Source organism: Streptomyces monashensis, assembly GCF_001866665.1.
Taxonomy (GTDB): domain Bacteria; phylum Actinomycetota; class Actinomycetes; order Streptomycetales; family Streptomycetaceae; genus Streptomyces; species Streptomyces monashensis.
The window spans coordinates 31,717-58,158 of the sequence record NZ_MLYO01000037.1; the positions used below are offsets into that span (position 1 = coordinate 31,717).

27 protein-coding genes and 2 tRNA genes are annotated in these 26,442 nt (G+C 71.6%); 17 read left to right on the plus strand and 12 right to left on the minus strand.

All coding sequences use genetic code 11. The annotated features are described in order from the left end of the window. Nucleotides 1–31: 31 nt before the first annotated feature. The 4 genes from BIV23_RS23620 (at nucleotide 32) to BIV23_RS23635 (ending at nucleotide 4,271) form a co-directional block, all read left to right on the plus strand. Complete coding sequence (locus BIV23_RS23620) at nucleotides 32–928, plus strand: dihydrodipicolinate synthase family protein (protein WP_071382938.1); 897 nt, start codon at nucleotides 32–34, stop codon at nucleotides 926–928. Between the two features lie 31 nt (nucleotides 929–959). After that, entirely contained in the window at nucleotides 960–1,961 is a 1,002-nt protein-coding gene (locus BIV23_RS23625; RefSeq protein WP_071382939.1) for a proline racemase family protein, read from the plus strand. 35 nt (nucleotides 1,962–1,996) lie between these two features. Next, nucleotides 1,997–2,713 carry a GntR family transcriptional regulator gene (locus BIV23_RS23630; RefSeq protein ID WP_425443516.1) on the plus strand — a complete coding sequence of 239 codons (717 nt, stop codon included), beginning with the start codon at nucleotides 1,997–1,999 and terminating at the stop codon, nucleotides 2,711–2,713. Nucleotides 2,714–2,894: 181 nt separating this feature from the next. Beyond that, nucleotides 2,895–4,271 (plus strand): amino acid permease, encoded by a 1,377-nt coding sequence (locus tag BIV23_RS23635; protein WP_071382941.1) that lies wholly within the window; start codon nucleotides 2,895–2,897, stop codon nucleotides 4,269–4,271. Between the two features lie 326 nt (nucleotides 4,272–4,597). Here the strand turns inward: BIV23_RS23635 and BIV23_RS23645 are convergent. Beyond that, nucleotides 4,598–4,671: transfer RNA gene (locus BIV23_RS23645), tRNA-Pro, on the minus strand. Between the two features lie 44 nt (nucleotides 4,672–4,715). Next, nucleotides 4,716–6,143: an MFS transporter gene (locus BIV23_RS23650; protein ID WP_071382943.1), complete on the minus strand. Its 1,428-nt coding sequence runs from the start codon at nucleotides 6,141–6,143 to the stop codon at nucleotides 4,716–4,718. A gap of 161 nt (nucleotides 6,144–6,304) precedes the next feature. Between BIV23_RS23650 and BIV23_RS23655 the strand changes: the two genes are divergently transcribed. Further along, nucleotides 6,305–6,883 (plus strand): TetR/AcrR family transcriptional regulator, encoded by a 579-nt coding sequence (locus BIV23_RS23655; RefSeq protein ID WP_071382944.1) that lies wholly within the window; start codon nucleotides 6,305–6,307, stop codon nucleotides 6,881–6,883. Between the two features lie 15 nt (nucleotides 6,884–6,898). Here the strand turns inward: BIV23_RS23655 and BIV23_RS23660 are convergent, their stop codons facing one another. After that, nucleotides 6,899–7,429 (minus strand): hypothetical protein, encoded by a 531-nt coding sequence (locus BIV23_RS23660; protein WP_071382945.1) that lies wholly within the window; start codon nucleotides 7,427–7,429, stop codon nucleotides 6,899–6,901. A 129-nt stretch (nucleotides 7,430–7,558) separates the two neighbouring features. On the opposite strand from BIV23_RS23660, the gene BIV23_RS23665 reads away from it, so the two are divergent. Next, entirely contained in the window at nucleotides 7,559–7,903 is a 345-nt protein-coding gene (locus tag BIV23_RS23665) for a cupin domain-containing protein (protein ID WP_071382946.1), read from the plus strand. On the opposite strand, the gene BIV23_RS23670 is transcribed toward BIV23_RS23665, so the two are convergent. Together BIV23_RS23670 and BIV23_RS23675 are read right to left on the minus strand one after the other, a co-directional pair. Then, nucleotides 7,893–8,519 (minus strand): poly-gamma-glutamate hydrolase family protein, encoded by a 627-nt coding sequence (locus BIV23_RS23670; RefSeq protein WP_071382947.1) that lies wholly within the window; start codon nucleotides 8,517–8,519, stop codon nucleotides 7,893–7,895. The genes BIV23_RS23665 and BIV23_RS23670 overlap by 11 nt on opposite strands. A gap of 8 nt (nucleotides 8,520–8,527) precedes the next feature. Continuing rightward, nucleotides 8,528–9,559, minus strand: a complete 1,032-nt coding sequence (locus BIV23_RS23675; protein ID WP_071382948.1) for a LacI family DNA-binding transcriptional regulator — start codon at nucleotides 9,557–9,559, stop codon at nucleotides 8,528–8,530. Nucleotides 9,560–9,709: 150 nt separating this feature from the next. Between BIV23_RS23675 and BIV23_RS23680 the strand changes: the two genes are divergently transcribed. The 3 genes from BIV23_RS23680 to BIV23_RS23690 are packed head-to-tail and all read left to right on the plus strand — an operon-like array spanning nucleotide 9,710 to nucleotide 12,737. Further along, on the plus strand, nucleotides 9,710–10,876 hold the full coding sequence (locus BIV23_RS23680) for a phytanoyl-CoA dioxygenase family protein (RefSeq protein ID WP_071382949.1): 1,167 nt from the start codon (nucleotides 9,710–9,712) through the stop codon (nucleotides 10,874–10,876). A gap of 15 nt (nucleotides 10,877–10,891) precedes the next feature. Next, a complete protein-coding gene (locus BIV23_RS23685) occupies nucleotides 10,892–11,677 on the plus strand; it encodes an SDR family oxidoreductase (RefSeq protein WP_071382950.1) in 786 nt (261 codons plus the stop codon). Between the two features lie 46 nt (nucleotides 11,678–11,723). Beyond that, nucleotides 11,724–12,737 (plus strand): Gfo/Idh/MocA family protein, encoded by a 1,014-nt coding sequence (locus BIV23_RS23690; RefSeq protein WP_071382951.1) that lies wholly within the window; start codon nucleotides 11,724–11,726, stop codon nucleotides 12,735–12,737. A gap of 71 nt (nucleotides 12,738–12,808) precedes the next feature. Here BIV23_RS23690 and BIV23_RS23695 read toward each other — a convergent pair whose 3' ends face one another. From BIV23_RS23695 to BIV23_RS23715, 5 genes are all read right to left on the minus strand, one after another. Then, the gene (locus BIV23_RS23695) at nucleotides 12,809–13,003 is read right to left on the minus strand and encodes a hypothetical protein (protein ID WP_071382952.1); all 195 of its coding nucleotides are present in this window, start codon (nucleotides 13,001–13,003) and stop codon (nucleotides 12,809–12,811) included. 130 nt (nucleotides 13,004–13,133) lie between these two features. Then, nucleotides 13,134–14,042: a sugar phosphate isomerase/epimerase family protein gene (locus BIV23_RS23700; RefSeq protein WP_071382953.1), complete on the minus strand. Its 909-nt coding sequence runs from the start codon at nucleotides 14,040–14,042 to the stop codon at nucleotides 13,134–13,136. Nucleotides 14,043–14,044: 2 nt separating this feature from the next. Continuing rightward, nucleotides 14,045–14,956, minus strand: a complete 912-nt coding sequence (locus BIV23_RS23705) for an ATP-binding cassette domain-containing protein (protein WP_071382992.1) — start codon at nucleotides 14,954–14,956, stop codon at nucleotides 14,045–14,047. Between the two features lie 5 nt (nucleotides 14,957–14,961). Then, nucleotides 14,962–16,041 (minus strand): ABC transporter permease, encoded by a 1,080-nt coding sequence (locus BIV23_RS23710; RefSeq protein WP_071382954.1) that lies wholly within the window; start codon nucleotides 16,039–16,041, stop codon nucleotides 14,962–14,964. Further along, the gene (locus tag BIV23_RS23715; RefSeq protein WP_071382955.1) at nucleotides 16,041–17,060 is read right to left on the minus strand and encodes a sugar ABC transporter substrate-binding protein; all 1,020 of its coding nucleotides are present in this window, start codon (nucleotides 17,058–17,060) and stop codon (nucleotides 16,041–16,043) included. The genes BIV23_RS23710 and BIV23_RS23715 overlap by 1 nt, the downstream gene beginning before the upstream one ends. Before the next feature lie 177 nt (nucleotides 17,061–17,237). Here BIV23_RS23715 and BIV23_RS23720 point away from each other — a divergent pair, with 177 nt between their 5' ends. The 6 genes from BIV23_RS23720 (at nucleotide 17,238) to BIV23_RS23745 (ending at nucleotide 24,095) form a co-directional block, all read left to right on the plus strand. Then, entirely contained in the window at nucleotides 17,238–18,029 is a 792-nt protein-coding gene (locus BIV23_RS23720) for a GntR family transcriptional regulator (RefSeq protein ID WP_071382956.1), read from the plus strand. Between the two features lie 224 nt (nucleotides 18,030–18,253). Beyond that, entirely contained in the window at nucleotides 18,254–19,567 is a 1,314-nt protein-coding gene (locus tag BIV23_RS23725; protein ID WP_071382957.1) for an ABC transporter substrate-binding protein, read from the plus strand. Nucleotides 19,568–19,575: 8 nt separating this feature from the next. After that, complete coding sequence (locus BIV23_RS23730; RefSeq protein ID WP_071382958.1) at nucleotides 19,576–20,565, plus strand: carbohydrate ABC transporter permease; 990 nt, start codon at nucleotides 19,576–19,578, stop codon at nucleotides 20,563–20,565. Continuing rightward, the gene (locus BIV23_RS23735; protein ID WP_071382959.1) at nucleotides 20,562–21,449 is read left to right on the plus strand and encodes a carbohydrate ABC transporter permease; all 888 of its coding nucleotides are present in this window, start codon (nucleotides 20,562–20,564) and stop codon (nucleotides 21,447–21,449) included. The genes BIV23_RS23730 and BIV23_RS23735 overlap by 4 nt, the downstream gene beginning before the upstream one ends. Nucleotides 21,450–21,626: 177 nt before the next feature. Next, the gene (locus BIV23_RS23740; protein ID WP_071382960.1) at nucleotides 21,627–23,006 is read left to right on the plus strand and encodes a PP2C family protein-serine/threonine phosphatase; all 1,380 of its coding nucleotides are present in this window, start codon (nucleotides 21,627–21,629) and stop codon (nucleotides 23,004–23,006) included. A 21-nt stretch (nucleotides 23,007–23,027) separates the two neighbouring features. Next, a complete protein-coding gene (locus BIV23_RS23745; RefSeq protein ID WP_071382961.1) occupies nucleotides 23,028–24,095 on the plus strand; it encodes an MASE1 domain-containing protein in 1,068 nt (355 codons plus the stop codon). Between the two features lie 28 nt (nucleotides 24,096–24,123). Here BIV23_RS23745 and BIV23_RS23750 read toward each other — a convergent pair. Continuing rightward, a tRNA-Pro gene (locus tag BIV23_RS23750) sits at nucleotides 24,124–24,200 on the minus strand. Nucleotides 24,201–24,304: 104 nt separating this feature from the next. Between BIV23_RS23750 and BIV23_RS23755 the strand changes: the two genes are divergently transcribed. Then, nucleotides 24,305–24,823: a DUF309 domain-containing protein gene (locus tag BIV23_RS23755; RefSeq protein ID WP_071382962.1), complete on the plus strand. Its 519-nt coding sequence runs from the start codon at nucleotides 24,305–24,307 to the stop codon at nucleotides 24,821–24,823. An 86-nt stretch (nucleotides 24,824–24,909) separates the two neighbouring features. Continuing rightward, nucleotides 24,910–25,683, plus strand: a complete 774-nt coding sequence (gene cobF, locus BIV23_RS23760) for a precorrin-6A synthase (deacetylating) (protein ID WP_107471240.1) — start codon at nucleotides 24,910–24,912, stop codon at nucleotides 25,681–25,683. Nucleotides 25,684–25,692: 9 nt separating this feature from the next. On the opposite strand, the gene BIV23_RS23765 is transcribed toward cobF, so the two are convergent. After that, nucleotides 25,693–26,439: a cobalt-precorrin-6A reductase gene (locus BIV23_RS23765; RefSeq protein ID WP_071382964.1), complete on the minus strand. Its 747-nt coding sequence runs from the start codon at nucleotides 26,437–26,439 to the stop codon at nucleotides 25,693–25,695. Nucleotides 26,440–26,442 lie beyond the last annotated feature (3 nt).

The following is a 26,442-nucleotide window of genomic DNA, read 5'->3' on the forward strand; positions in this document are numbered from 1 at the left end:
ATGTCACATACTCATTGATTGGGGACCGCTCATGACCCACCCGGAGAACCGCCCCTGGCGCGGCGTCCTCGTCGCCACCGCGCTTCCCCTGCGCGCCGACCTCTCCGTCGACCACGACCGCTACGCCGAGCACTGCTCCTGGCTGGTCGACAGCGGCTGCGACGGCGTCGTGCCCAACGGTTCGCTCGGCGAGTACCAGGTGCTCACCCCCGAGGAGCGGGCCCGGGTGGTGCGGACGGCGGTGGCGGCGATCGGCGGGGAGCGGGTGATGCCGGGCGTCGCCGCGTACGGCTCCGCCGAGGCGCGGCGCTGGGCCGAGCAGGCGGGCGAGGCGGGCTGCGCGTCGGTGATGCTGCTGCCGCCCAACGCCTACCGTGCCGACGAGCGCTCGGTGCTCGCCCACTACGCGGAGGTCGCCCGGTCCGGCCTGCCGGTGGTGGCGTACAACAACCCGGTCGACACGAAGGTCGACCTGGTGCCCGAACTCCTCGCCCGGCTGCACGGCGAGGGCCACGTCCACGCGGTCAAGGAGTTCTCGGGCGACGTCCGCCGCGCCTACCGCCTCGCGGAACTCGCCCCGGAACTCGACCTGTTGATCGGCGCCGACGACGTCCTGCTGGAGCTGGCGGTGGCCGGTGCCAAGGGCTGGGTGGCGGGCTACCCCAACGCGCTGCCGCGCGCCTCGGCGCAGCTGTACCGCGCCGCCGCGGCCGGCGACCTCACCACCGCCCTCCCCCTGTACCGGCGGCTGCATCCCCTGCTGCGCTGGGACTCGCGGACGGAGTTCGTGCAGGCGATCAAGCTGTCCATGGACGTCGTCGGCCGGTACGGCGGCCCGGTGCGCCCGCCGCGTGTCCCGCTGCTGCCGGAACAGGCGGCCGCGGTCCGCGCGGCCACCGAGAAGGCCGCCGCCGCGGGCCTCGCCTGAGCACCCACCCCGCGCAGGAGGGAGTCGGACCATGCGCAGCAAGCTCGTCCTGCACGCCGTCGACTCGCACACCGAGGGCATGCCGACCCGCGTGATCACCGGCGGGATCGGCACCGTACCCGGTGCGACGATGAACGAACGGCGGCTGTACTTCCGCGAACACCGCGACCCGATCAAGCAGTTGCTGATGAACGAGCCGCGCGGCCACTCCGCGATGAGCGGCGCGGTCCTCCAGCCGCCGAGCCGTCCCGACTGCGACTGGGGGGTTCTCTACATCGAGGTCTCGGGCTATCTGCCGATGTGCGGGCACGGCACGATCGGGGTGGCGACCGTACTGGTCGAGACCGGCATGGTGGAGGTCGTGGAGCCGGTGACCACCATCCGGCTGGACACCCCGGCGGGGCTGGTGGTGGCCGAGGTGGCGGTGGAGAACGGTGCCGCACGGCACGTGACCCTGAGGAACGTGCCCTCGTTCGCCGTCGCCCTGGACCGCGAGATCACCCTGCCGGACGGCCGTACGGTCACCTACGACCTCGCCTACGGCGGCAACTTCTACGCGATCCTCCCCCTCGACGCCTTCGGCATCCCTTTCGACCGCGCCCGCAAGGACGACATCCTCGCGGCCGGTCTCGCGCTGATGGAGGCGATCGACTCCGAGGCGCAGCCGGTGCATCCCGAGGACCCGTCGATCCGCGGCTGCCACCATGTGCACCTCTACGCGCCCGGCGCCACCGCGCGGCTCTCGCGGCACGCGATGGTCATCCACCCGGGCTGGTTCGACCGCTCGCCGTGCGGCACGGGTACGTGTGCGCGCATGGCGCAGTTGCACGCGCGCGGCGAACTGCCGTTGCACACCGAGTTCGTGAACGAGTCCTTCATCGGCACCCGGTTCACCGGACGCCTGCTCGGCGAGACCGAGGTGGCCGAAGTCCCGGCCGTGCTGCCGAGCTTCACCGGCCGCGCGTGGATCACCGGCACCGCCCAGTACCTGCTCGACCCCACCGACCCCTTCCCGGCGGGCTTCGTCCTCTAGACGCCCTCCCGACATCCTCTAGAATCCGCGCGGTGATGCGTGACATGGCACAGGAACAGCACAAGCCGGACCCGGACTCGGGTCTGCCGGCGCTCCCCCGGCTCGGCGGCCGGCGCAGCAGCTACCGGGAGCGGGTCGCCGACGCGCTGCGCGCCGCGCTGATCGCGGGTGAGCTGCGGCCGGGCGAGGTCTACTCCGCGCCCTCGCTCGCCGCCCGCTTCGGTGTCTCGGCGACACCGGTGCGGGAGGCGATGCTGGACCTCGCCAAGGAGGGCCTGGTCGACACCGTGCCCAACAAGGGCTTCCGGGTCACCGCGGTCTCCGACCGGCAGCTGGACGAGTACACGCACATCCGCGCGCTGATCGAGATCCCCACCGTGGCCGCCCTGGCCCGCACGGCCGACCGGGTCTCGCTGGAGGCGCTGCGGCCGGCGGCCCGGGAGATCGTCACCGCGGCGGCGGCCGGCGATCTGATCGCCTACGTGGAGGCCGACACCCGCTTCCACCTCGGTCTGCTGGCCCTGGCGGGCAACGCCCACCTGGTCGAGGTGGTCGCCGACCTGCGCGGCCGCTCCCGCCTCTACGGCCTGACCGCCCTGGTGCGGGCGGGCCGGCTGCTCGCCTCCGCCCAGGAACACCTCGAACTCCTCGACGCCCTGCTGGAACGCGACGAGCGGTCCGTCGTCGAGATCATGACCCGCCACCTGGGGCATGTCCGCAGCCTGTGGGCGGCGGGCGGAGACAGCGACTAGGCAGCCGAGGGCGCCACAGCATATTTCACGGCTCAGGCACTCTTGCGCTGCATTTTTTACGTCATCGCCCCGGCCGGACGCGACAAGGACCGGCAATTTTGCGGTTGGTGGGAGCTTCCCGGACCATACTCCCGTTCCGGCGATCCCGGGACATCTGTTCGATGAGAGGCAGACCACCCACATGGCCACGGCCGTCGACACCACACCCGCCGACACCACGGACGCCACGGACCCCGGCGGCGCCGGCAAGCACTCCCGGAGCTTCGGCCTCCCGGTCGCCACCGCGCTGGTCATGGGGAACATCATCGGCGGCGGGATCTTCACGCTTCCCGCCTCCATCGCCCCCTACGGCACGGTCAGCCTGATCGCCTTCGGCGTGCTGACCGTCGCCGCCATCGCCCTCGCCCTGGTCTTCGGCCGCCTCGCCGCGCGCGATCCGCGTACCGGCGGGCCGTACGTCTACGCCCGCGAGGCCTTCGGCGACTTCGCCGGCTTCCTGACCGCCTGGTCGTACTGGATCACCGGCTGGGTGTCGAACGCCGCGCTCGCCGTGGCCGCCGTCGGCTATCTGAACGTGGTGCTCCCGGTGGGTGGCAGCCACTGGTCCGCGTGCCTGACCGCCCTCGTCCTGCTCTGGCTGCCGGCCCTCGCCAACTTCGCCGGCACCCGGTACGTGGGCGCCGTCCAACTCGTCTCCACGGTGCTGAAGTTCGTGCCGCTGCTGCTCGTCGCGGTCGGCGGGCTGTTCTTCTTCGACCCGTCCCGCATGGGCCCGTTCAACTCCAGCGGTCACGGCGCGGTCGGCGCGGTGTCCGCCTCCGCCGCCCTGCTGCTCTTCTCCTACCTGGGCGTGGAGTCCGCCGCCGTCAGCGCGGGCGAGGTCAGGGACGCCCGCCGCAACGTGGGCCGCGCGACGGTCATCGGCACCACGGGCGCCGCCGTCGTGTACCTGCTGGGCACCCTGTCCGTCTTCGGCACGGTCCCGCACGACCGGCTGGTGCACTCCACCGCGCCGTTCTCGGACGCCGTGACCGCGATGTTCGGCGGCGGCTGGGGCGGTACGGCGGTGGCGGTGGCGGCGGTCATCTCGATGACCGGCTGCCTCAACGGCTGGACGCTGCTCAGCGCCCAGACCCCGTACGCCGCCGCCAAGGACGGCCTGTTCCCGGCCGCCTTCGCCCGGCGCCGCCGGGGCGTGCCGACCTTCGGCGTCGCCGTCACGGCCGTCCTCGCCTCGCTGCTCACCGCGTACAACTACCTGTCGGGCTCGACCAGGGTCTTCGACGTGCTGGTCCTGGTCACCACGTTCACGGCGACCGTGCCCTACCTGCTGGCGACGGCCGCGCAGCTCTTCCACCTGGTCTCCGGCAAGGGCGAGTCGGTGAACCGCTCCCGGCTGGTACGGGACGCGGTGATCACCACGGTCGCCGCCGGCTTCTCCCTGTGGCTGATGGCGGGCGCCGGCTACGCGGCGGTCTACCAGGGCACGCTGTTCCTGTTCGCCGGCGTCCTCGGCTACGCGGTGCTGGCGGCCCGCCGTCGGCGGAGCGCGTCGTAGGCCGAGGCGGGCGAGCAGGTCGGCGCCGCCTCATGGGCAGTCCCTGTCAGGGGCGGCGGCGATCCGTTCCCGCGCGGCGCTCAGCGCGTCCTGCGCATCGGTCTCCTGATCAGGTGGCACCGGCCCGGTGACCAGCCGCTGCCGCGCGTCCGCGTCGTGCGCTGCCCGGCTCCGGATCAGGCCGAGCGCGTCGGCGGCCTCGCCGTCAGCAACAGCCCCGCCCACAACGGCGCTTCGCCGGACGGCTCCGGCTCGCCGGTACCCGAGAAAGCACGTGAGGCTGTTACGGGAAACCCGTAACAGCCTCTGACCTGCGCTTTCGCAAGTCGGGACGACAGGATTTGAACCTGCGACCCCTTGACCCCCAGTCAAGTGCGCTACCAAGCTGCGCCACGTCCCGTTGCGATCCACCCGGGGTGCCCCGCGTGATCACGCAGGTCAACCTTACCGCACCCGTGCCGGTGCCCGCGTCACCTCCGTCGCGGCGGGTGCCGGTGTACGGCCTGGGCGGCGGGCCGGGACCAGGAGGGCGGCGCCGGCCGCGGCCAGGCAGAGGAGGGCGAGCAGCGCCCAGCCGTGGGTGTAGCCGGAGGCGTAGGGCAGGCCGGAGGGCTGGAGGCGACCGGTCACCAGGACGCTGGTGAGAGCGGCGCCGATGGAGCCTCCGATGGTGCGGATGTTGGCGTTCATGCCGGTCGCGGCGCCGGTCTGCTCGGGCGGGACACTGCCGACGATCAGGTTGGCCATCGAGGCGAAGGCGAGCCCGATGCCCAGGCCGAAGACGCCCGCGACCACGGCTGTCTGCCACTGCGCGTCATGCCAGAAGGTGAGGAACGCGCAGGCCAGCGCGCCGAGTGCGGCGCCTGTGGTGAGCAGCGCCTTGGCGCCGACGCGGGGCTCCAGGCGGCCGGAGAGGACACCGGAGAGGAACATCGCGAGCAGCATCGGCAGCATGAGCAGCCCGGAGGCGGTGACACTGGCGCCGAAGCCGTATCCGGCGGTGGTCGGGGTCTGGACGAAGCCGGGCAGGAAGGACCAGATCGCGTACATGCCGGCGCCGAAGAGCAGGGCGGCCGCATTGGTCGTCCACACCGCAGGCAGCCGCATCACGCGCAGGTCGATCAGCGGGCTGCGGGAGCGGGCCTCGGCGGTCAGCCACACGGCGAACAGCACGACGGCGGCGGCGAACAGGCCGAGCACCTTCGCCGAGCCCCAGCCCCACTGCCCGGCCTGGCTCAGCGGCAGCAGCAGGGCCACCAGCCACGCGGAGAGCAGCGCGGCACCGGCCCAACTCACCGCCCCCTGCGCCCGCCTGGGGGATTCGGGGACGTAGCGCACGGCGATCAGCACGGTCGCGGCGACGATCGCCACGGGGATCCAGAAGAGCCAGCGGTAGTCGAGCGCGGAGACGATCGGGCCGGCGGCCACCATGCCGACCCCGCCGCCGGCGGCGATCACCGCGGAGAGGTTGCTGATGCTCGTGCCGACCTCGGCCGCGGTGAACTCGTCCCGGATGATGCCGAAGGACAGCGGGAAGAGGGCGCCGCCGACGCCCTGGACGACCCGGGCGACGATGAGCACGCCGATGTCCGGCGCGAGCGCGGCCACGAGGCAGCCGGCGAGGACGGTCAGCAGGACGGCGACGAGCGTGCGCTTCTTGCCGGCGAGGTCGCCGACCCGGCCGAGGATCGGGGTGAAGACCGAGGCGGACAGCAGATAGGCCGTCATCACCCAGGTCGCGGTGGACTGGGAGGTGTGCAGGGCGTGCTGGACGGTCGGCAGGGCCGGCGCGATGAGCGACTGGAGCATGGAGAACACGCCCGCACCGGTCGCGAGGACCGCGAAGGTGAGGCGGGTGGACGTGCGGGGCATGGCGGAGCCTCTCCGGAAAACCGGGACGGGGAAGTGTGGGGTGCACGAGCGATTGCTAAAGTGGAGGTGCTCCTCCACTCTAGCGGAGGCGTACCTCCGCTTCAAGATTCGGAGGTGATCCTCCGGATCGTCCCGTCGTCCATGTTCCTCAGGAGGCAGCCGTGACGGCCACGCCGTTCCCCGTCGGCGAGCTCGTGGCGGCCCGCCGGCCGCACCGCAAGGACGCCGCCCGCAACTACGACGCGCTGCTCGCGGCCGCCCGCGAGGCGTTCGCCGAGCACGGCTCGGACGCCTCCCTGGAGGACGTCGCGCGCCGCGCGGGCGTCGGCATCGGCACGCTGTACCGCAACTTCCCCACCCGCCGCGATCTGTTCGAGTGCGTCTACGCCGACGAGGTCAACGCCCTGTGCGCGGCGGCCCTGGAGGTCGCCGACCGGGAGCCGTGGGAGGCGCTGACCGCCTGGCTGGACCGGTTCGCCGGGTACATGGTCACCAAGCGCGCGGTGCGCGAGGCCCTCAACGACGAGTCGGAGATCTTCCAGTCCTGCCGGGACTCGATGTACTCCGCCGGGGGCCCGCTGCTGGAGCGCGCGCAACGGGCGGGCGTGGCCCGGCCGGACATGGACTTCACCGACCTGCTGCGGATGGTCGCGGGGATCACGGCCACGGTGTTCGATGACGACGCCCAGCGCGACCGGGTCCTCGCGATCGCCCTGGACGGCGTGCGCACCGGCCGCTGAGCCTCTCGCGGGCGCCTACTTGATCAGCGCGTTCGCCACCACCACGACCATCCCGAGCAGCGCGTCCCCCAGCCCCATCAGGATCGCGGTGGGCCAGCGGCGGGCCGACCAGCGGGCGGTGATCAGGCCGAGGCCGAAGAGGATGACGAGGTTGAGGAGGAAGGCCGGGTACACCAGGCCCTTCGGGGGCCACCAGCCCCAGCCCGCGCCCGCGAGGACGAAGACCGTCGGCAGGACGGCCGTGACCAGCGGCCACTCGTCGCGCATGGCGCGCAGGGCGTCCCAGCGGCGGTGCGGGGCGCGTTCGGCGATGTAGTGGGCGTAGCCGTGGGCCAGGGCGGAGGCGAACGCGGTCACCAGCAGCCAGAGGGCGTCGTAGCGGCGGCCGGCCGGGCTCGTGTGGCCGTACTGGGAGAGCGCGGCGACCATCGAGCTGGCGAGGACGGCGCCGTAGACCCCGCCGAAGAGGACCGCCTCGCGCGTGCTGTGCTGCCGGTGCGGCTGCGGCGCGCCGGGCTCGGCGGCGGCCGCCGTGGAGTCAGCCATGCTCCCCACGGTCCCCCGGGCCCGGCACCGCCGCCAGCGGTGGCCCCCGACGAAGTGTCCCGTGACCGGCCCCGATGCCCCACACCCTGTCGCCCCCGGCCCGCCCGGCGCGCTGGCTAGGGTCGCCTCATGACGCACAGCTTCGCGCTCCACATCCCGGACGCCGACCTCGAACCCGAGCCCCTCGCCCCGGAGCAGATCGTCTCCGGGAACCCTCAGGTCAGCGGAAAGGTCGTCTGGGAGTCGCCGGACGGCAGGCGGATCCGCGGGATCTGGCAGATCACCCCGGGCGTGGTCACGGACACGGAGGCGGACGAGGTGTTCGTGGTGATCAGCGGCTCGGCGACGATCGAGGTCGAGGGCGGGGCGACGCTGAGCGTGGGGCCGGGGGACATGGCGGTGCTGCGGGAGGGCGACCGGACGCGGTGGACGGTGCACGAGACGCTGCGCAAGGCGTACGCGGTCAGTCTGTGAACTCGGCCGGCACGTCGGCGTGGCTTCCCGCGCCCCCGTGGCCCAGCGTCTCGACCCCCGCCGCCAGCGCCTCCACCACCGCGTCCGGCGGACGGTTCGTGCCGCCGCTCGTGCGGGCCGGCAGGGGCAACTCCACCTGGACGCCGGTGAGTCGGGTCAGGTTGACCGGGTTCCTGGGGTGCAGGCCGCGCAGGTCGGACGGGATCGCCGTGAGGTCGGTGACCGCCGGGAAGTGCGGGGCGCGGGCGGCCAGCGCCGCGGCCACGACGCGGGCCGCCGCCCGGTTGCGGCCGCCGAGGAAGACCGTGTGCGGTGCGCGCATGTGACCGTGCAGGGACACCGTGAGGGAGACCCGCGAAAGGAACTCCCGCAGCAGCGCGCAGTGTTCGACCGCCATGCGCGGTGACGTGATGTGCACCGGTCGCGGGTTTCCCGGCTGGGTGAAGACCAGGCTGGTGGCGCCGCAGCGCCGGGCCAGGATCCCGGCGAGTTCGGCGGTGCCGCCCTCGTTGCTGCCGTGCAGCGCCAGCAGCCCGACGCCGTCGCCGGGGACGAGGGTCGCGAGCAGCGCGACCCCCTCGATCGTGACCTGCTCCACGCGTGCGGTACGCGTCACCGTTCTCCTCACTCCCCCGGCTGGGCCGGCATGTTGTACGGCGTGACGACCTGGATCGCGGAGGGCGGCGGCGGTGCTGCCGGGGGCAGCGCGCCGTGCGCCCGCATGACCAGGTGGCAGGCCTCGCGCATGTCCTGGCGCAGATCGTGGTGGAGCACGGCGGACAGCCGGTGCTCGCGCAGCAGGCGGGTGTTCTCGTGGTCCAGGTCGTGGGCGATGAACACCGCGCACTCCCGGCCGAGGTCGGCGAAGGCGCGCAGCGTGGCGTCGTTGCCGCCGCCGATCGAGTACACGGCGCGGATCCCGGGGTCGCGTGCCAGCGCGGCGCGGACGAGGTCGTACTGGGTGGCGTCCAGGCCCTGCCCCTCGGCCGCCTCCACCAGCGTCCGCTCGGGGTACCGGGCCCGCATGACGCTGCGGAACCCCATCTCCCGCTCCTCCTCGTTGCGGAAGGATCCGCTGCTGAGGCTGGTGAGGACGTTGCCGGGGCGGTCGCCGAGCCACTGGCCCATCAGGTAGGCGGCGGTGGCGCCGGCGGCCCGGTTGTCGCTGCCGACGCAGCCGAGCCGGCCGCTCGCGGGCAGGTCGGTGACCAGGGTGACGACGGGAATGCCGGCCGCCATGAGCCGGCCCACGGCTGCGGTGACCTCGGGGACGTCGGGGGCCTTGAGGATCACGCCCTGCGAGCCGCGCCGGGCGATCCGGTCCAGCGTCCTGACCTGCTCGGCGGCCGGGCCGGTCTCGCGGAAGTGGAAGCGGGAGCGCAGTACCGCCGGATGCAGCGCGGGCAGTTCGGCCTCCAGGGCGGCGCGGACGGCGGTCGAGAACCGCTCGGGCGCCTGCACCACGATGTCGACCATGAACGTACGGCCGACCAGCCGGACCTGGGTGCGCTGCCGGTCGAGGTCGGCGATGGCCCGGTGCACCTCCTGCGCGGTGCTCTCGCGCACCCCTCCCCTGCCGTTCAGCACGCGGTCCACGGTGGCCTCGCTGAGGCCCGCCTGACGTGCGATCTCCCGGATCGGGAACGGATGGCCCATGCTCCGGCTCCTTGAGGGGTTTTTGATGGCTGGCTGCTGGTTGTTCGAGGGGTTTGTCAGGACAAGAATGACAGCACCGAGCCGCTCGCGCGGCCCGACGCCCCGGTCCCCGACCCGCTCGACGCCCTGATCCCCGAAATGAGGACACCCATGTCCGTCGCCTCCGCACCAGGCCGCGCCTGGCTGTCCGAGCAGGACTGCGACCTCGACACCTTCCGCGCCCTCGTCGACCGCACGACCCGACTCGCCGACCACCCGCACGCCACGTCCGTGCGCGACGGCGTCCTGCTGTACGACGCCGAACGGCTGTGCTCGGCCGGTGACCGGGGCGCGCTGCGCGCCGAGTTGGTGCGGGCCCTCGCCGACGGTCCCGGCATCGTCGTCGTACGGGGTGCCTTCGCGGACGCGGCGGTCGTGGACCGGCTCACCGCCGTCTTCGAGGCGCTCATCGCCGACCAGCGCGCCTCCGGTGCCGCCACGGGCGACCACTTCGCGAAGCCGGGCGCCAACGACCGGGTGTGGAACGCGCTGGAGAAGGCGGCCCTGTACGACCCGGAGGCGTTCGCCGACTACTACGCCAACGACGTCCTGGCGCTGGTGTCGGGCGCCTGGCTCGGCCCGGGCTACCAGGTGACCTCGCAGGTCAACGTGGTCAACCCGGGCGGCGCCGGACAGCGGGCGCACCGCGACTACCACCTCGGCCTCCTGAGCGACGCGGTCGCGGCCGCCTATCCCGCGCACGTGCACCGGCTCTCCCCCGTGCTCACGCTCCAGGGCGCGGTCGCCCACTGCGACATGCCGGTGGAGTCGGGTCCGACGCTGTACCTGCCGTACTCCCAGCTGTTCGAGCCGGGCTATCTGGCCTGGCGGCTGCCGGAGTTCCAGGCGTACTTCGAGGAGCACCACGTCCAGCTGCCGCTCGCCAAGGGCGACGCGGTGTTCTTCAACCCCGCGCTGTTCCACGCCGCCGGCGGCAACCGCACGGCCGGCGTACGGCGCACCGCCAATCTGCTCCAGATCTCGTCCGTGTTCGGGCGGGCCATGGAGACGGTGGACCGCGAGGCGGTGGCGAACGCGGTGTTCCCGGTGCTGCTGCGGCGCGCGGCCGAGGGCGTCGGCGAGGCGTGGCTGGAGCATGTGATCGCGGCGAGCGCCGAGGGCTATCCGTTCCCGACCAACCTCGACAGCGACCCGCCGGTGGACGGCCTGGCCCCGCCCTCGCCGGCGGACCTGGTGCGGCGCGCGGTGCGCGAGGGATGGGAGCCGGAGCGGCTGCGGGCCGCACTGCGGGCGGGCACCGAGCGGCGCGAGAGCTGAAAGGGCAGGCAGATCATGGGACGTGACGCACTTCTCGACGGCAAGGTGGTGCTCGTCAACGGCGGCAGCCGGGGTGTGGGGGCCGCGATCGCGCGGGCCGCCGTCCGCGCGGGCGCCACCGTGGCCTTCACGGGCCGGCGGAGCGAGCCGGGTGAGGCGCTGGTGAGCGAGCTGGCGGCCGCCGGCGGCACGGCGATGTTCGTCCGGGCCGACCTCGCGGACGCCGCGCGGGCGAAGGCGGCGGTCGCCGAGGTGGTGGACGCCCACGGCCGCCTCGACTGCCTGGTGAACTCGGCGGGCCTCACCTCCCGGGGCACGCTGCTGGACACCACGCCGGAGCTGTTCGACCAGCACATCGCGATCAACCTCAAGGCGCCGTTCTTCGCGATGCAGGCGGCGGTCGCCGACATGGTGGCCCGCAAGGCGCCCGGCACGATCGTCAACATCATCACCTCGTCGGCGCACGGCGGTCAGCCGTTCCTCGCGCCGTACGTCGCCGCCAAGGCGGGCCTCGTGGGCCTGACCCGGAACGCGGCGCACGCCCACCGCTTCGACCGGATCCGGATCAACGGCCTGAACATCGGCTGGACGGCGACGGAGGGCGAGGACGCCACCCAGCGCGCCTTCCACGGCGCGGGCGACGACTGGCGCGAACAGGCGGCGGCGAAGCTGCCGATGGGCAAGCTCGGCCAGCCGGACGAAATCGCCGACTTCGTCGTCTTCCTGCTGTCCGACCGCTCGGGCGTGGTCACGGGCTCGGTGATCGACTGGGACCAGAACGTGCTCGGCGGCCTTGACTAGATCCCTCCGCACCCACCCCCGCGACCCCCTAGGAGCAGCACCCCTCATGCGTATCGGAATCCTCGGCCTCGGCCGCATCGGCGCCTTCCACGCCGAGACCCTCTCCCGCCTCGACGCCGTCGAGTCGCTCGTCGTCACCGACCCGTTCGCGGACGCGGCCAAGGCCGCCGCCGAGAAGTTCGGCGCCGAGTTCGCCACGGTCGTCGACTCGCCGGAGGCGCTGCTGGCCGCCGGCGTGGACGGCATCGTGGTCGCGGCGGCCACCGACGCCCACCCCGCCCTGATCCTGGCCGGCGTCGAGGCCGGCGTCCCGGTCTTCTGCGAGAAGCCCGTCGCGAGGACGATGAGCGAGGGCGTCGACGTGCTCAAGGCCGTCCGAGGCAGCGGCGTGCCCATCCAGATCGGCTACAACCGGCGCTTCGACGCGGGCTTCGCCGCCGCCCGGGCAGCCGTGCGGGCGGGCGAGCTGGGCGCGCTGCACACGGTCCGCTCCACGACCCTGGACCCGGCGCCGCCGCCGGCCGCCTACGTCGCCGCGTCGGGCGGGATCTTCCGCGACTGTTCCGTGCACGACTTCGACATCATCCGCTGGGTGACGGGCCGCGAGGTCACCGAGGTGTACGCGGTCGGCGGCAACCGGGGCGCCGACTACATCAAGGAGGCGGGCGACGCCGACACCACCGGCGCGATCCTCACCCTGGACGACGGCACGATCGCGGTCGTCTCCAACTCCCGTCACAACGCCCGGGGTTACGACGTCCGCATGGAGCTGCACGGCTTCACGGACTCGATCGCCGTCGGTCTGGACGACAAGCTCCCGCTGCGCTCGGTGGAGCCGGGCGTGACCTTCCCGGGCGGCACCCCGCACGACTTCTTCATGGACCGCTTCACCGACGCCTACCGCGCCGAACTCAGCGCGTTCACGGAGGTCGTGGCCGGCACCCGCCCGTCCCCCTGCACCGTCGAGGACGCCCTCGAGGCCGGCTGGATCGCCGAGGCCTGCACGCTGTCCCTGCACGAGCACCGCCCGGTGACGATCGCCGAGGTGCGGCAGGCCTGACCTCCCGGGGGTACGCGTCAGGGGTACGGCGAGCACCGCCGTACCCCTGACGCGTACCCGCCCGGTGCCGCTCAGAGGCAGTAGCGCACCAGCCACTCGTCCGGGTTGTACGTGTCCCGCGCCGGATCCGGCGAGGTCGCCGGCCTGCTCTCCACCATGTCCTGCGGGCGTATCCGCTCGGGCAGCGAGCCGAAGCGTTCGTGGCGCGAGGCCGCCGCGCCGTCGGCCTCCCGGGGCGCCTCACGTGCTTGCGTACGGTGTGTCATCGCGTCCTCCCGTCTGCGCGGGCCTCCCCCGTCGTCCCCACAACGCCCGCGTGCCCCCGGTTGGTTCCCGGCCGCCGTGCGACCGAATCCACCGGGGGCACGCAGGAATGCCCGTGACCGCGCCGCTCGCTCAGGCCCCGCAGGAGCGCAGGAACCTGCGGGTGCGGACCGCGATCGGCAGGGGCCGGTCCGGCTCGCACGGGTACATGTCCTGCTCGACGATGGCGAACAGGTCCGCGCCCAGCCGCTGTGCCGCCTCGAGGACGGGTCCCAGCTCCGGCACGCCGGCGGGTGGTTCGCACATCACCCCCTGCGCGACGGCCGGTCCGAAGGGGGTGCCCTTCGCCCGGACGTCGGCGAGGATCTCCGGGTCCACCTGCTTGAGGTGCAGATAGCCGATGCGCTCGCCGTAGGTCTCGATCAGCTTGATGCTGTCCCCGCCGCAGTACGCGTAGTGCCCGGTGTCCAGGCAGAGGTTGACCAGCTCGGAGTCGGTCGAGTCCAGGAACCGTTCGACGTGGTCCTCGGTGTCGATGTGGGTGTCGGCGTGCGGGTGGACCACGATGTCCAGGCCGTACGTCTCCTTGACCTCGTGCCCGAGCCGCTCCATGCCCTTGGTCAGGTGCGCCCACTGCTCGGCGGTCAGCTCCGCCGGCTCCAGGATCTCGGCGGTCTTGTCGTCCCGCCAGAAGGAGGGGATGACCACCAGGTGCCGCGCGCCCGTGGCCCGGGTGAGCTCGGCGACCTGGCTGACGTGCGCCCAGGTCGCGTCCCAGACGGAGGGGCCGCGGTGCATGCCGGTGAAGACCGTGCCCGCCGAGACCTTCAGATCGCGCCGGGCCAGCTCGTCGCGCAGGCGGGCCGGGTCGGTGGGGAGGTAGCCGTAGGGGCCGAGTTCGATCCACTCGTAGCCCGCCTCGGCGACCTCGTCCAGGAAGCGGTCCCAGGGAACCTGCTGCGGGTCGTCGGGGAACCAGACGCCCCAGGAGTCGGGAGCCGAGCCGACCCGGATGCGGTCCAGCGGGGTGGGGTGCGCCATGGTCAGGTGTTTCCTTCCGGAGAGGTCGCCACGGGTGCGGTCAGGTCGCTCTCCTCGGGGAGTTCCTCGGTGTCGACGCCGCGTACCTGGGCCAGTTCGTGCTTGAGCGCGGCGAGTTCGGCGCCGCCTGCCATGTGGTTGGTCAGCTCCTCCAGGCTGATCTGCGCACGCTCGGCGGAGAGTTCGAGGGTGCCGAGGCGCAGGACGCTGAAGTGGTCGCCGACCATGTAGGCGTGGTGGGGGTTGTGGGTGATGAAGATGACGCCGAGGCCGCGGTCGCGCGCGGCGGCGATGTACTTCAGGACCACGCCGGACTGCTTGACGCCGAGCGCGGCGGTCGGCTCGTCGAGGATCAGGACGCGGGCGCCGAAGTAGACGGCGCGGGCGATGGCGACGCACTGGCGCTGGCCGCCGGAGAGGGTGCCGATGGGCTGTTCCAGGTCGTCCAGGACGATGCCCATGTTGCGCAGTTCCTCGTCCGCCGTGGCCTTCATCCCGGCGATGTCCAGGCGCCGGACCGGCCAGGGGCCCTTCGTCATCTCCGAGCCCAGGAAGAAGTTGCGCCACACCGGCATCAACGGCACCGTCGCCAGGTCCTGGTAGACGGTGGCGATGCCCTTGTCGAGGGCCTCGCGCGGGCTGCTGAAGCGCACCGGCCGGCCGTCGACCAGGAACTCGCCCTCGGTGTGCTGGTGCAGACCCGAGATGATCTTGATAAGGGTGGACTTGCCGGCGCCGTTGTCACCGAGCACGCAGGTCACGTTGTTCGCGTGCACGGTGAGGTCCACGCCGTGCAGCGCGCGGATGTTGCCGTAGGACTTGCCCGCGCCCCGCAGTTCGACCAGGGCCCCCTCGCCCGCGGGCGGGGTGTCGGCGAGCACGGCGCCGTGGGCGGCTGCCTTGTTGTCAGTCATCGCTCTCACCTCCGGGTCGCCGCGCGGCTGACCCACAGATTGATCAGGACGGCGCCGAGGAGCATCACGCCGAGGAAGGCCTTGAACCAGTCGGGGTTCCAGCCGGCGTACACGATGCCCTGCTGCACCATGCCGAACATGAACGCGCCGAAGACCGGGCCGATCGCCGAACCCGAGCCGCCGGTCAGCAGACAGCCGCCGATGACGGCCGCGGCGATGTAGAGCAGCTCCTGACCGATGCCCTCACCGGACTGCACCGTGTTGAAGGAGAACAGCTGGTGCATGCCGATGAACCAGGCGCCGAAGCCGACCAGCATGAACAGCGAGATCTTCGTGAACGTCACCGGGACACCGACGGCCCGCGCGCTCTCCTTGTCGCCGCCGACCGCGAAGATCCAGTTGCCGTACTTCGTGCGCAGCAGCACCCAGGTGGCTATGGCCGCGAAGACCACCCACCACACCACGGTGATCTTCACCTGCACCCCGCCGACGTCGAACGACGACGCGAAGACCTTCCTGGCCTGGTCGAAGCCGTCCATGTCGCTGATGTCGTCGGTGGCGACGTTTCCGGTGACGAGCTTGGTCACCGCCAGGTTCACGCCCTGGAGGATCAGGAAGGTGCCCAGGGTGACCAGGAAGCTGGGCAGCCCCGTCTTCACCACGACCCAGCCGTTGAAGAAGCCGATCGCGAGGGAGACGGCCAGGGCGACGATCACGCCCGTCCACACGTTCAGGGTCAGCTGGTAGCTGAGCATGCTCGCGGTGAGGGCGGAGGAGATCACGGCGACGCCGGAGGAGAGGTCGAACTCGCCGCCGATCATCAGCAGGGCCACCGGCAGGGCCATGATCCCGATGGTCGAGGACTGGTAGAGGATCGTCGCCATCGAGCTGCCCTGGCGGACCGAGGGCGCGACGGCCAGGAAGAAGACCAGTACGGCGGCGGCGCCGAGGAAGACGCCCACCTCCGGCCGGGCCAGCAGGCGCAGCGCCAGGGGGCGCCGGGCGGTGCGGCCGTCGGTCGTCCGGGGACCGGAGGCCGGGGGTGTCGTCCCCACGGCCGGCTCGGCGTGCTGGGCCATGCTCATCACCGGGTCCCCTTCGCGGCGAACGCGGCGACCTTGTCGACGTTGGACTTGTCGACGAAGGCAGGGCCGGTGAGCACCGGCTGGACGCCGCCGCCGCTGTAGTTGCCGTTGTTCTTGTAGAGCCACAGTGCGTCGACGGCCAGGTAGCCCTGGAGGTAGGGCTGCTGGTCGACGGCGAACTCGATGCTGCCGTTCTGGACGGCCTTGACGAGGTCTTTGTTCAGGTCGAACGTGGCGACCTTGGCCTTGCTGCCCGCGTCGCCCACCGACTGCACGGCGGTGAGGGCGAAGGGGGCGCCCAGGGTGACGACCGTGTCGATCGAGCTGTCCTGCTTCAGCTTCGCCGTGATCGTCGACCGCACGGACGGCATGTCGGTGCCGTTCACGTACAGGGTCTCAGTGGTGCCCTTGAACGTCTTCTGCACCCCGTCGCAGCGCTGGGTGAGACCCACGTTGCCCTGTTCCTGGATGACGCAGACGATCTTCTTGGCGCCGGTCGTGTTCAGCTTGTCGCCGAACGCCTCGCCCGCGACGCTCTCGTCCTGGCCGAAGAACGACAGCAGGCCGAGCTGCTTCCAGTCGCTCAGCCCCGAGTTGAGGCCCACCACCGGGATGCCCGCCTGCTCGGACTTGCCGATGACGCTCTTCATCGCGTCCGGCTTGGCCAGCGTGACCGCGATGCCGTCCACCTTCTGGTCGATCGCGTTCTGCACCAGGTTGGCCTGGTTGCCCGCGTTCGGGTCGGCGGAGTAGACCAGCTTGATGTTGTCCTTGGCGGCGGCCGCCTCGGCGCCCTTGCGGACGGTGTCCCAGAAGGTGTCGCCGGGCGCCTGGTGCGTGACCATGGCGACGGTCATCCGAGGGGTGTTGGCCTTGCCCGCCGAGGCGTTCTGGGCCGCCTCCTCGGCCTTTTTCCCACCGTGGGCGCTGGCGCACCCGGCGAGGGTGAGGGCCGCCGCCGCGGCCACCGCCACGAAGGGGGCCGATCGGCGAAAGCGGGAGGGAGAAGAGCGGTCCATCTTTCCAGCACCTCACTGTGCGTGCGACGGGGGAAGGACGCTGATGCGTTGGGACGGGATCCAAGTCCCTGGTGAGCCCGCTGTCAATACTTTGTTAAGACATCATTTCACGAACAGGTCCGAATGTAAGTACAAAGCGTTGACATCTGGACCTTCGCGGGCCTACACCTGACAGGCATGAGCCCAGTACACCGCACACCGCAGCGAACGGCACCGGGTGACCGGGCGCTCGACAGCCTCACGTTCGCCCTGGACCGCACGAGTCCGGTACCGCTGTACTACCAGTTCGCGCAGCAACTGGAGGCCGCCATCGAGCAGGGGGCGCTCGCCCCCGGCAACCTGCTGGGCAACGAGGTCGACCTGTCCGTACGGCTCGGCCTGTCCCGTCCCACCGTCCGCCAGGCCATCCAGTCCCTGGTCGACAAGGGCCTGCTGGTACGTCGCCGAGGCGTCGGCACGCAGGTCGTGCACAGTCAGGTCAAGCGCCCCCTGGAGCTCAGCAGCCTCTACGACGACCTCGCCGCGGCCGGACAGGGCCCGACCACCCGGCTGCTGCGGGGCGAGCGGATCGCGGCGTCCGCCGACGTGGCCGCGGCGCTCGACATCGCGGAGGGCGCCGAGGTCACCGTACTGGAGCGGCTGCGCTCGGCCCACGGCCAGCCGGTGGCGTTCCTGTGCAACTTCCTGCCGCCCGCACTGCTCGAACTCCCCACGGAGCGGCTGGAGTCGACGGGCCTGTACGAGATGCTGCGGTCCGCCGGGATCGTGCTGCACAGCGCCCGGCAGTCCATCGGGGCGCGCAGCGCCACCGCCGACGAGGCCGGCCTGCTGGACGAGAAGGAGGGCGCGGCCCTGCTCACCATGACGCGCACGGCGTACGACGACACGGGCCGGGCGGTGGAGTACGGCAGCCATGTCTACCGGGCCTCGCGCTACGCCTTCGACTTCCAGCTGCTGGTCAGGCCCTGACTCCCGCAACTCCGCCCGCACGTCACCGAAGTCGCAGGTGACGATGACGATTACGTTTCGGGCAAGAGACCCCCGAGTGCGAGCCGACCTATTGACGCATGAGCGGACATGGGGGTGTTATGACGCCCACGATGTTCGGTCGAGTTGGTTTCTGAGCGGTTTCGACAACCTTTCGGTGATCAACTCAAACCCTTGACCGAGCCCTGCATTCCTCAGGAGCCGCCATGCGCCTCTCGCCCTCCGGTGTTTCCGTCCCGGGTCCCAGCCGACGCTCACTGCTCCGCGGAGCGGGCGGCGCCGTCCTGCTCGCCGGGGCCGGCATCCCCCTGCTGTCCGCCTGCGGGAGCAGCGGTTCCTCCTCCGACCCGAAGACCGTCACGGTCGGCTCCAACGCCTCGGACGCGGTACCGAAGAAGGCCTTCGAAAGCGTCTACGCCGACTTCAAGAAGCAGTCCGGCCTCACGGTCAAGGTGAACACCAAGGACCACAACACCTTCCAGGAGCAGATCAACTCGTATCTGCAGGGCACCCCGGACGACGTCTTCAACTGGTTCGCCGGTTACCGCATGCAGTTCTTCGCGGCGAAGGGCCTGGCCTCACCGGTCGACGACGTCTGGGCGAAGATCGGGGACAACTTCCCCGACGCGATGAAGAAGCTCAGCAAGGGCGCGGACGGCAAGTACTACTTCGTGCCGGTGACGACCTACCCCTGGGCGATCTTCTACCGCAGAAGCGTCTTCCAGCAGCACGGCTACAAGATCCCGGCCACCTGGGACGACTTCGTCGCGCTGTGCAAGCAGATGAAGAAGGACGGCCTGGTCCCGATCGCCTTCGGCGACAAGGACGCGTGGCCCGCGATGGGCACCTTCGACCAGATCAACTTCCGGCTCAACGGCTATGACTTCCACGTCCAGTTGATGACGGGCAAGGCCTCCTGGACCGACGCCAAGGTGAAGGCCGTCTTCGACCACTGGGCCGAGATCCTGCCCTACCACCAGGACGGTTTCATGGGCCGTACCTGGGAGGACGCCGCGCAGACGCTGGTCGCGAAGAAGGCCGGCATGTACCTCCTCGGTTCCTTCGTGGCCCAGCAGTTCACCAACAAGGCCGACCTGGACGACCTGGACTTCTTCCCCTTCCCGGAGATCAACTCCGCGTACGGCCAGGAGACGGTCGAGGCGCCGACCGACGGCTTCATGGTCAGCAAGTCCCCGAAGAACCACGACGGTGTCCTGAAGCTGATGGAGTACCTGGGCAGCCCGGCGGCCGAGGAGACGTACCTCAAGACCGACCCGAGCGTGGTCGCCGCCTCCAACAAGGCCTCCACCTCGGCCTACTCGCCGCTGCAGAAGAAGGCGTTCGAGATGATCGGCGCCGCCAAGAACCTCACCCAGTTCATGGACCGCGACTCCCGGCCCGACTTCACCTCCACGGTGATGCAGCCGGGGCTGCAGAAGTTCCTCCAGAACCCCCAGGGCGTGGACAGCCTGCTCTCGTCCATCGAGCGCCAGAAGAAGACGATCTTCGCGTCCCAGTGAGCGACCCGATGACGACCGACACGACCGACACGACGACGCAGACCCCGGAGGCGGCCGCCGCGGCGCCCCCGGGGCCCATGCCCGACAAGAAGCGGGCCACGCAGAGCCACCGGCGTCTGCTGACCCGCCGCGACCGGATCACGCTCGGCCTCATGGCGGGCGTGCCGACGATCCTGCACGTGGCCCTCGTCTGGGTCACGGCCCTCGCCTCGATCCTCCTCGCCTTCACCACCTGGGACGGCATCGGGTTCGACTCGATCAAGTGGGTGGGCCTGGACAACTTCACCCAACTCTTCAACGACAACCCGCAGTTCTGGCCGGCCCTCCAGCACAACGTCGTCTGGTTCGTGGTGCTGATCCTGATCCCGACGCCCTTCGGCCTGTTCCTGGCCGTGCAGCTGGACAAGAAGATCCGCTTCAGCCGGGTCTACCAGACCGCCTTCTTCCTGCCGGTCGTCATCTCGATGGCCTGCATCGGATTCGTCTGGCAGCTCGTCTACAACCCGGACACCGGCCTGATCAACAGCATCATCGGCGCCAACAAGCCCGGCCACTACATCGACTGGATCGGCGACCCGCACCTGAACCTGTGGGCGGTCCTGATCGCCGCGTCCTGGCGGCACACCGGCTACATGATGATCCTGTACCTGGCCGGCCTGAAGAGCGTCGACCCGTCGCTGCGCGAGGCCGCCGCACTGGACGGCGCGAACGAGTGGCAGACGTTCAGGAGCGTCATCTTCCCCACCCTGCGCCCGACCAACACGGTCGTCCTCGTCGTCACCATCATCGAGTCGCTGCGCGCCTTCGACCTGGTCTTCGTCTTCAACAAGGGCGCCCAGGGCACGGAGTTGCTGTCGATCCTGGTGACGAACAACATCATCGGCGAGTCCAGCCGGATCGGCTACGGCTCCGCGATCGCCGTCGTCCTGCTGGTCATCTCCCTCGCGGTGATCATCCCGTACCTGATCGCCACCTTCCGGAAGGAGCGGCGCGCATGAGCAGCACCACTCTCCCGCTGAAGCACCGCGCCCCGATCCGCCCGGCCCGGGTGCTGCTGCACGTCTTCCTGGCCGGTACGGCGCTGGCCTGGCTGGCCCCGCTCCTGTGGGCGGTCTTCTCGGCCCTGCGGCCGTACAGCGAGACCAGCGCCAAGGGCTACGTCTCCTGGCCGTCCACACTGACCTTCGCGAACTTCACCCACGCGTTCCAGCAGTCGGACATGCTGCACTACTTCGGCAACACGCTGGTCATCGCCGTGCCGGCCGTGCTGCTGACCCTGTTCCTGTCCTCCTGCGTGGCGTTCTACGTCAGCCGCTTCGACTTCCGCGTGAACCTCGCCCTCCTGCTGGTCTTCACGGCCGGAAACCTCCTCCCCCAGCAGGTCATCATCACCCCGCTGTACCGGCTGTACCTGCTGACGGACCTGCCGGGCGTCACGGCGAGCGGCAAACTGTACGACTCCGCTCTCGGCCTGGTCCTCATCCACGTGGCGTTCCAGTCGGGTTTCTGCGCGTTCGTGCTGAGCAACTACATGCGCTCGCTGCCGCACGAGCTGACCGAGGCCGCACTGGTCGACGGGGCCTCGGTGTGGCGGCTGTACTGGCAGATCACGCTGCCGCTGTGCAAACCGGCGATGGCCGCCCTGGCCACCCTGCTGTCGATCTGGATCTACAACGACTTCTTCTGGGCGCTGGTGCTGATCTCGACCGGCGAGAACATGCCGATCACCTCGGCCCTGAACAACCTCTCCGGCCAGTACTTCACCGACCCCAACCTGGTGGCGGCGGGCTCCCTCCTGACGGCCATCCCCACCCTGATCGTCTACTTCGCGCTCCAGCGCCAGTTCGTCAACGGCCTCACGCTCGGCTCCAGCAAGGGCTGACAACGGCTGACCACGTCCTGGCCTGCGGCTTCCATCAGCGAACCGGGCAGCGCCCCGTACCCGCCCGGGCGGCCGGAGCCCGCGGCGGCGCGGGTACCGGTGCACAATCGAAGACGACGCAGCGACGGCCGCCGGCCCCGGTGGTGAGCGGGGCCCTGGAAGGACGGGGCGCCCGTGATGGCGGGAGAGAGGCAGGACAGACACCCCCGGCAGCCGCATCCCCCCGACCTGCACGCGCGCCTGCGTTCCGAGCTGGGCCGGATCGACGAGCAGCTGCGGGCCCTGCTGTCCTCCATGGACCGGCTCCAGGGCCTGCTGGACGCGGTGGTGGCCATCAGCCGTGAGGTCGAACTGCCCGCGGTGCTGCACCGCATCGTGACCACGGCCATGGATCTGGTCGGCGCCCGGTACGGGGCGCTGGGCGTACTCGACGCGTCCGGGGAGCGCCTGGAGCAGTTCGTCACGGCCGGCCTGAGCGAGCGGGAACGCGCGGCGCTGGCCGAGACCGGCCTGCCGCGCGGCCGGGGTGTCCTCGGCCATCTGATCCGCTACCCCGAACCCCTGCGCATCGACGACATCCCGGCCCACCCGTCCTCCGCCGGGTTCCCGCCCGGCCATCCGCGCCTGCACACCCTGCTCGGCGTCGCCATCAGCGTGCGCGGCGAGATCTACGGCGACCTCTACCTGTCCGAGCGGCACGACGGAAAGCCCTTCGACCTGCACGACGAGAACGTCGTCGTCGCGCTGGCCGGCGCCGCGGGCATCGCGATCGAGAACGTCCGCCTCTTCGAGCGGATCCGGGTCGGAGCCGAGCAGTTCCAGCGGCTGCTGCTGCCCACCCTGCCCGACCTGCGGCCCTTCACCGCGGCCGCCATCTACCGGCCCGCCGCCGAGCCGAGCCAGCTCGGCGGGGACTGGTACGACGCCGTCCCGCTGCCCGACCGGGTGGTGGCCGTCGTGATCGGTGACGTGGTCGGCCACGATCTGCGGGCCGCGGCCGCGATGGCCTCCACCCGGAACATGATGCGCGCCCTGCTGTTCGACCGGAGCGAACCGCCCGGCGCGGTCCTCGCCCGGCTCGACCGGGCGCTGGAGGGCATCACGGACAATCCCGTCACGACCACCACACTGGCCCGCGTCGAACCCGACGAACCGGGCTGGCGACTGCGCTGGAGCACCGCGGGCCATGTCCCGCCCCTGCTGCTCACCCGTGAGCGCCGCGCGACGTACCTGCTCGGCGAGCCCGGGCTGCCGCTCGGCGTCGACACCGAGCAGCCGCGGCCGGACCACTCGCGGCCGCTGCCCCCGGACGCCACCCTGGTCTTCTTCACGGACGGGCTGGTCGAGCATCCCGAGCACCCCATCGACGAGCGGCTGCACGTACTCGCCGGGCTCGCCGTGGAACACTCCGCGCTGCCCCTGCCCGCGTTCGTCCGGGCCCTGGCCGATCACCACCCCAGCGACGGTCACGACGACATGGCCATCCTCGCCGTGCGCACGCCGCCCGGCGACCTGGAGCATCCGGGAGAACCGGCGGATGATGGACCTCGGGGGTGACATCGACGCGGAGGTCGCCCGATGCCCGTCGCGCGGCAGGTGCGGCTCAGCCGCAGTGGTGCTGTGGCCGTTCTGGAGATCTGCACCCTGGCCGCGCTCTATTACGGCTCGGCCAGGCTGGGGCTGCTCCAGCAGCTGGTGCGCGGCCAGGTCACCCCGCTGTGGCCGCCGAGCGGGATCGCGCTGGCGGCCCTGCTCCTGCGGGGGCCGCGGCTCTGGCCCGGGATCGCGCTCGGCGCGTTCCTGGTCAACATCTCGCTGGGGCCGTCACTCCCTGCCGTGCTCGCCATCGCGGCGGGCAACACCGTGGCGCCCGTCTGCTCCTGTGCGCTGCTGCGCCGCGTGGGATTCAGGACGGAACTGGGCCGGCTGCGCGACGCACTGGCCCTCATCTTCCTCGGCGCGTTCACGGGGATGCTGATCAGCGCGACGACCGGCAGCGGAACCCTGATCCTCGCGGGCGTCCTGAACGCCGAGGGCTTCTGGCCGACGTGGTCGGTCTGGTGGACCGGCGACGCGATGGGCGTGCTCGTGGTCACGCCGGTCCTGCTCGTCCTCAGCTCGGCCCGCCTGCCGAAGGAGGTGCTCCCGCTGCGGTGGGTGGAGGGGGTGCTGCTGGCGGCGGCCACCGTCGGCGTCGGTGTCGTCGAGGCCGGGAACGCGCCGCTCCTGTTCCTCGGCTTCCCGCTGCTGATCTGGGCGGCCTTCCGCTTCCAGCTGGCCGGGGCCGCGCCCTGCGCGCTGGCCGTGTCCACCTTCGCGATCATCACCGCCGGGCGCGGAGCAGGCCCGTTCTCCCATCACGACCTGCTCACCAGCATGATCACCCTCCAGGCGTTCAACGGCTCCGCCTCGCTGACCGCGCTGCTGGTCGCGGCGGTCATCAGCGAGCGGAACGAGACCCAGCGCGAGATCGCGCGAGCCTGCGGGCAGCTCTCCGCGATGGTGGCCCGGATCGCCGGCGGCGACCACCGCCCGATGCTCCCGGAGGGGTGCGACGACGGGGAGGGCACGCCGAAGGAGGACAAGGGCGCACGGGACGACCGGGACGGACCCGCAGATACGAGAAAGTCGTCTCCTCATGCCTGAGAAGACGACCTCCGACCTGCTTCAAAGCTGGTCGGGACGACAGGATTTGAACCTGCGACCCCTTGACCCCCAGTCAAGTGCGCTACCAAGCTGCGCCACGTCCCGATGCACTCACTCGCGGTGACCCGCGTGATCGCGCGAACAGAACTTTACCCCACGTCCGGGGGTGCGCCGAAGAGCGGCCGCGGGAAGCGGGGAGAATCGACGTCATGACGAACGCGGGCGCATCGGATGCCAGGGACCGCGACGCCGACGGGCGGGCGCGCAACGCGCGGCCCCGGGACGGGCTCGGGCGCCCGCTGCCGTACGGCGCGCAGGGCGTGCCCCGGCAGCCGGAGGGTGTCGTGCGGGCGCCCGACGAGACGGTGGCCGAGGCGCAGGCCCTGCTGGACGCGGGCAGGCCCTTCCACGCGCACGAGGTCTTCGAGGACGCCTGGAAGTCGGGTCCCGAGGACGAGCGGGCGCTGTGGCGGGGCCTGGCCCAGCTGGCGGTGGGGCTCACCCACGCGGCCCGTGGCAACGCCGTCGGTGGGGCGCGCCTGCTGCGGCGGGGCGCGGGAGCGGTCGAGGCGTGGGAGAAGGCGCGCGGCGAGGACCGGCCGTACGGGATGGATCTCGCCGGGCTCGCCCGGTGGGCGCGGGAGCTGGCGCGGCGGGTGGAGCGGGGGGCCGGACCGGTGGATCCGGTCGCCGAGGCGCCGCGGCTCGGGTGGGGCGAGCTTCACTGACCGGCGGGGCCGGCCGGGCGGGCCGTGCTGACCGTGTGTGCGGAGGCGGTGGACGCGTGGTCAGCGGCATGCGGCAGACTCGGGGCGTGCGAAAGATTCATGTCATCGGTATCGGCGCGGGCGACCCCGACCAGCTGACCCTGCAGGCCGTCAAGGCGTTGCGGAGCACGGACGTGTTCTTCCTGCTCGACAAGGGCGAGGTGAAGAACGATCTCACCCAGCTTCGCCGGGACATGCTCGACACGCATCTGCCCGCGGGGTCGTACCGGGTGGTGGAGGCCCGCGACCCCGAGCGGGACCGGACGGCGGGCGGCTCGGCGTACTCGCCGGCGGTGGAGGACTGGCGCAGCGCCCGTGCCGGGATCTACGAGCGGCTGATCGCCGAGGAGCTGGACGAGGACGGCACGGGCGCCTTCCTGGTGTGGGGCGACCCGGCGCTGTACGACAGCACGCTGGGGATCCTGGAGGAGGTGCTGGCGCGCGGGGCGGTCGCGTTCGAGTACGCCGTCGTCCCCGGCATCAGCAGTGTCTCCACACTGGTCGCCCGCCATCGCACGGGCCTGAACCGGGTGGCGCGGCCGGTGCAGATCACCACCGGGCGGCGGCTGGCCGAGGGCTTCCCCGAGGACGTAGACGACGTGGTCGTGATGCTGGACGCGCACCAGACGTTCCGCCGGTACGCCGAGCACGACATGGACATCTACTGGGGCGCGTACCTCGGCACCGCGGACGAGATCCTTGTCTCCGGCCCGATCGCCGAGGCCGCTGGACGCATCGAGCGGGTGCGGGCCGAGGCGCGCGAGCGCAAGGGCTGGATCATGGACACGTATCTGCTGCGCAGGAACCCGGGCGACCGCTAGGTCCTGTTGTCAGGCCGGGTCCAGTCCGAGTCGCCCCAGTACGGCCGCCACGTCGGGCACCGCCGTCACGTCCGGTGGCAGCGCGGGACGGCGTACGACGACGACGGGCAGCCCGAGGTCCCGCGCGGCGGTCAGTTTCGCGGCCGTGGCCGCGCCTCCGCTGTCCTTGGTCACCAGGACGTCGATGCGGTGGGCACGCAGCAGGTCCGTCTCGTCGGGGACGGTGAACGGGCCGCGCGCGAGGACCAGTTCGGTGTGCGGGGGCAGCGGCGGTGCGGGCGGGTCGACCGAGCGGACGACGAAGTGCAGGCCGGTCAGCCGGGCGAACGTCGCGAGGCCCAGGCGTCCGGTGCTGAGGAAGACCCGGCGGCCGAGGCGGGGCAGGGTCTCGGCCGCGGCCGGCAGGGAGGGGACGTCGTGCCACCGGTCCCCGGGCACGGGGCGCCAGCCGGGCCTGCGCAGGACGGTCAGCGGGATCCCGGCGGAGGCCGCCGCGCGCGCCGCGTTGGCCGTGATCGACTCGGCGAAGGGGTGGGTGGCGTCGACCAGCGCGTCCACGTGGTGGGCGCGCAGCCAGTCGGCGAGGCCCTGCGCGCCGCCGAAGCCGCCGGTCCGCACCTCGCCGGGCAGCGCTCCCGGCGCGGCGACCCGGCCGGCCAGGGACGTGGTGACCCGCACGCCGGGACGGGCGGCGAGGTCCGCGGCGAGGCGGCGGGCCTCGGTGGTGCCGCCGAGGATCAGGACGTGCGCGGGCATAGG

Bases quoted from the DNA above. Each gene is read 5' to 3' on its own strand.
- BIV23_RS23620 (WP_071382938.1), top strand. From the start codon at position 32: ATGACCCACCCGGAGAACCGCCCCTGGCGCGGCGTCCTCGTCGCCACC.
- BIV23_RS23625 (WP_071382939.1), top strand. From the start codon at position 960: ATGCGCAGCAAGCTCGTCCTGCACGCCGTCGACTCGCACACCGAGGGC.
- BIV23_RS23630 (WP_425443516.1), top strand. From the start codon at position 1,997: ATGCGTGACATGGCACAGGAACAGCACAAGCCGGACCCGGACTCGGGT.
- BIV23_RS23635 (WP_071382941.1), top strand. From the start codon at position 2,895: ATGGCCACGGCCGTCGACACCACACCCGCCGACACCACGGACGCCACG.
- BIV23_RS23650 (WP_071382943.1), bottom strand. From the start codon at position 6,143: ATGCCCCGCACGTCCACCCGCCTCACCTTCGCGGTCCTCGCGACCGGT.
- BIV23_RS23660 (WP_071382945.1), bottom strand. From the start codon at position 7,429: ATGGCTGACTCCACGGCGGCCGCCGCCGAGCCCGGCGCGCCGCAGCCG.
- BIV23_RS23665 (WP_071382946.1), top strand. From the start codon at position 7,559: ATGACGCACAGCTTCGCGCTCCACATCCCGGACGCCGACCTCGAACCC.
- BIV23_RS23675 (WP_071382948.1), bottom strand. From the start codon at position 9,559: ATGGGCCATCCGTTCCCGATCCGGGAGATCGCACGTCAGGCGGGCCTC.
- BIV23_RS23680 (WP_071382949.1), top strand. From the start codon at position 9,710: ATGTCCGTCGCCTCCGCACCAGGCCGCGCCTGGCTGTCCGAGCAGGAC.
- BIV23_RS23685 (WP_071382950.1), top strand. From the start codon at position 10,892: ATGGGACGTGACGCACTTCTCGACGGCAAGGTGGTGCTCGTCAACGGC.
- BIV23_RS23690 (WP_071382951.1), top strand. From the start codon at position 11,724: ATGCGTATCGGAATCCTCGGCCTCGGCCGCATCGGCGCCTTCCACGCC.
- BIV23_RS23695 (WP_071382952.1), bottom strand. From the start codon at position 13,003: ATGACACACCGTACGCAAGCACGTGAGGCGCCCCGGGAGGCCGACGGC.
- BIV23_RS23700 (WP_071382953.1), bottom strand. From the start codon at position 14,042: ATGGCGCACCCCACCCCGCTGGACCGCATCCGGGTCGGCTCGGCTCCC.
- BIV23_RS23705 (WP_071382992.1), bottom strand. From the start codon at position 14,956: ATGACTGACAACAAGGCAGCCGCCCACGGCGCCGTGCTCGCCGACACC.
- BIV23_RS23710 (WP_071382954.1), bottom strand. From the start codon at position 16,041: ATGAGCATGGCCCAGCACGCCGAGCCGGCCGTGGGGACGACACCCCCG.
- BIV23_RS23715 (WP_071382955.1), bottom strand. From the start codon at position 17,060: ATGGACCGCTCTTCTCCCTCCCGCTTTCGCCGATCGGCCCCCTTCGTG.
- BIV23_RS23720 (WP_071382956.1), top strand. From the start codon at position 17,238: ATGAGCCCAGTACACCGCACACCGCAGCGAACGGCACCGGGTGACCGG.
- BIV23_RS23725 (WP_071382957.1), top strand. From the start codon at position 18,254: ATGCGCCTCTCGCCCTCCGGTGTTTCCGTCCCGGGTCCCAGCCGACGC.
- BIV23_RS23730 (WP_071382958.1), top strand. From the start codon at position 19,576: ATGACGACCGACACGACCGACACGACGACGCAGACCCCGGAGGCGGCC.
- BIV23_RS23735 (WP_071382959.1), top strand. From the start codon at position 20,562: ATGAGCAGCACCACTCTCCCGCTGAAGCACCGCGCCCCGATCCGCCCG.
- BIV23_RS23740 (WP_071382960.1), top strand. From the start codon at position 21,627: ATGGCGGGAGAGAGGCAGGACAGACACCCCCGGCAGCCGCATCCCCCC.
- BIV23_RS23745 (WP_071382961.1), top strand. From the start codon at position 23,028: ATGCCCGTCGCGCGGCAGGTGCGGCTCAGCCGCAGTGGTGCTGTGGCC.
- BIV23_RS23755 (WP_071382962.1), top strand. From the start codon at position 24,305: ATGACGAACGCGGGCGCATCGGATGCCAGGGACCGCGACGCCGACGGG.
- BIV23_RS23765 (WP_071382964.1), bottom strand. From the start codon at position 26,439: ATGCCCGCGCACGTCCTGATCCTCGGCGGCACCACCGAGGCCCGCCGC.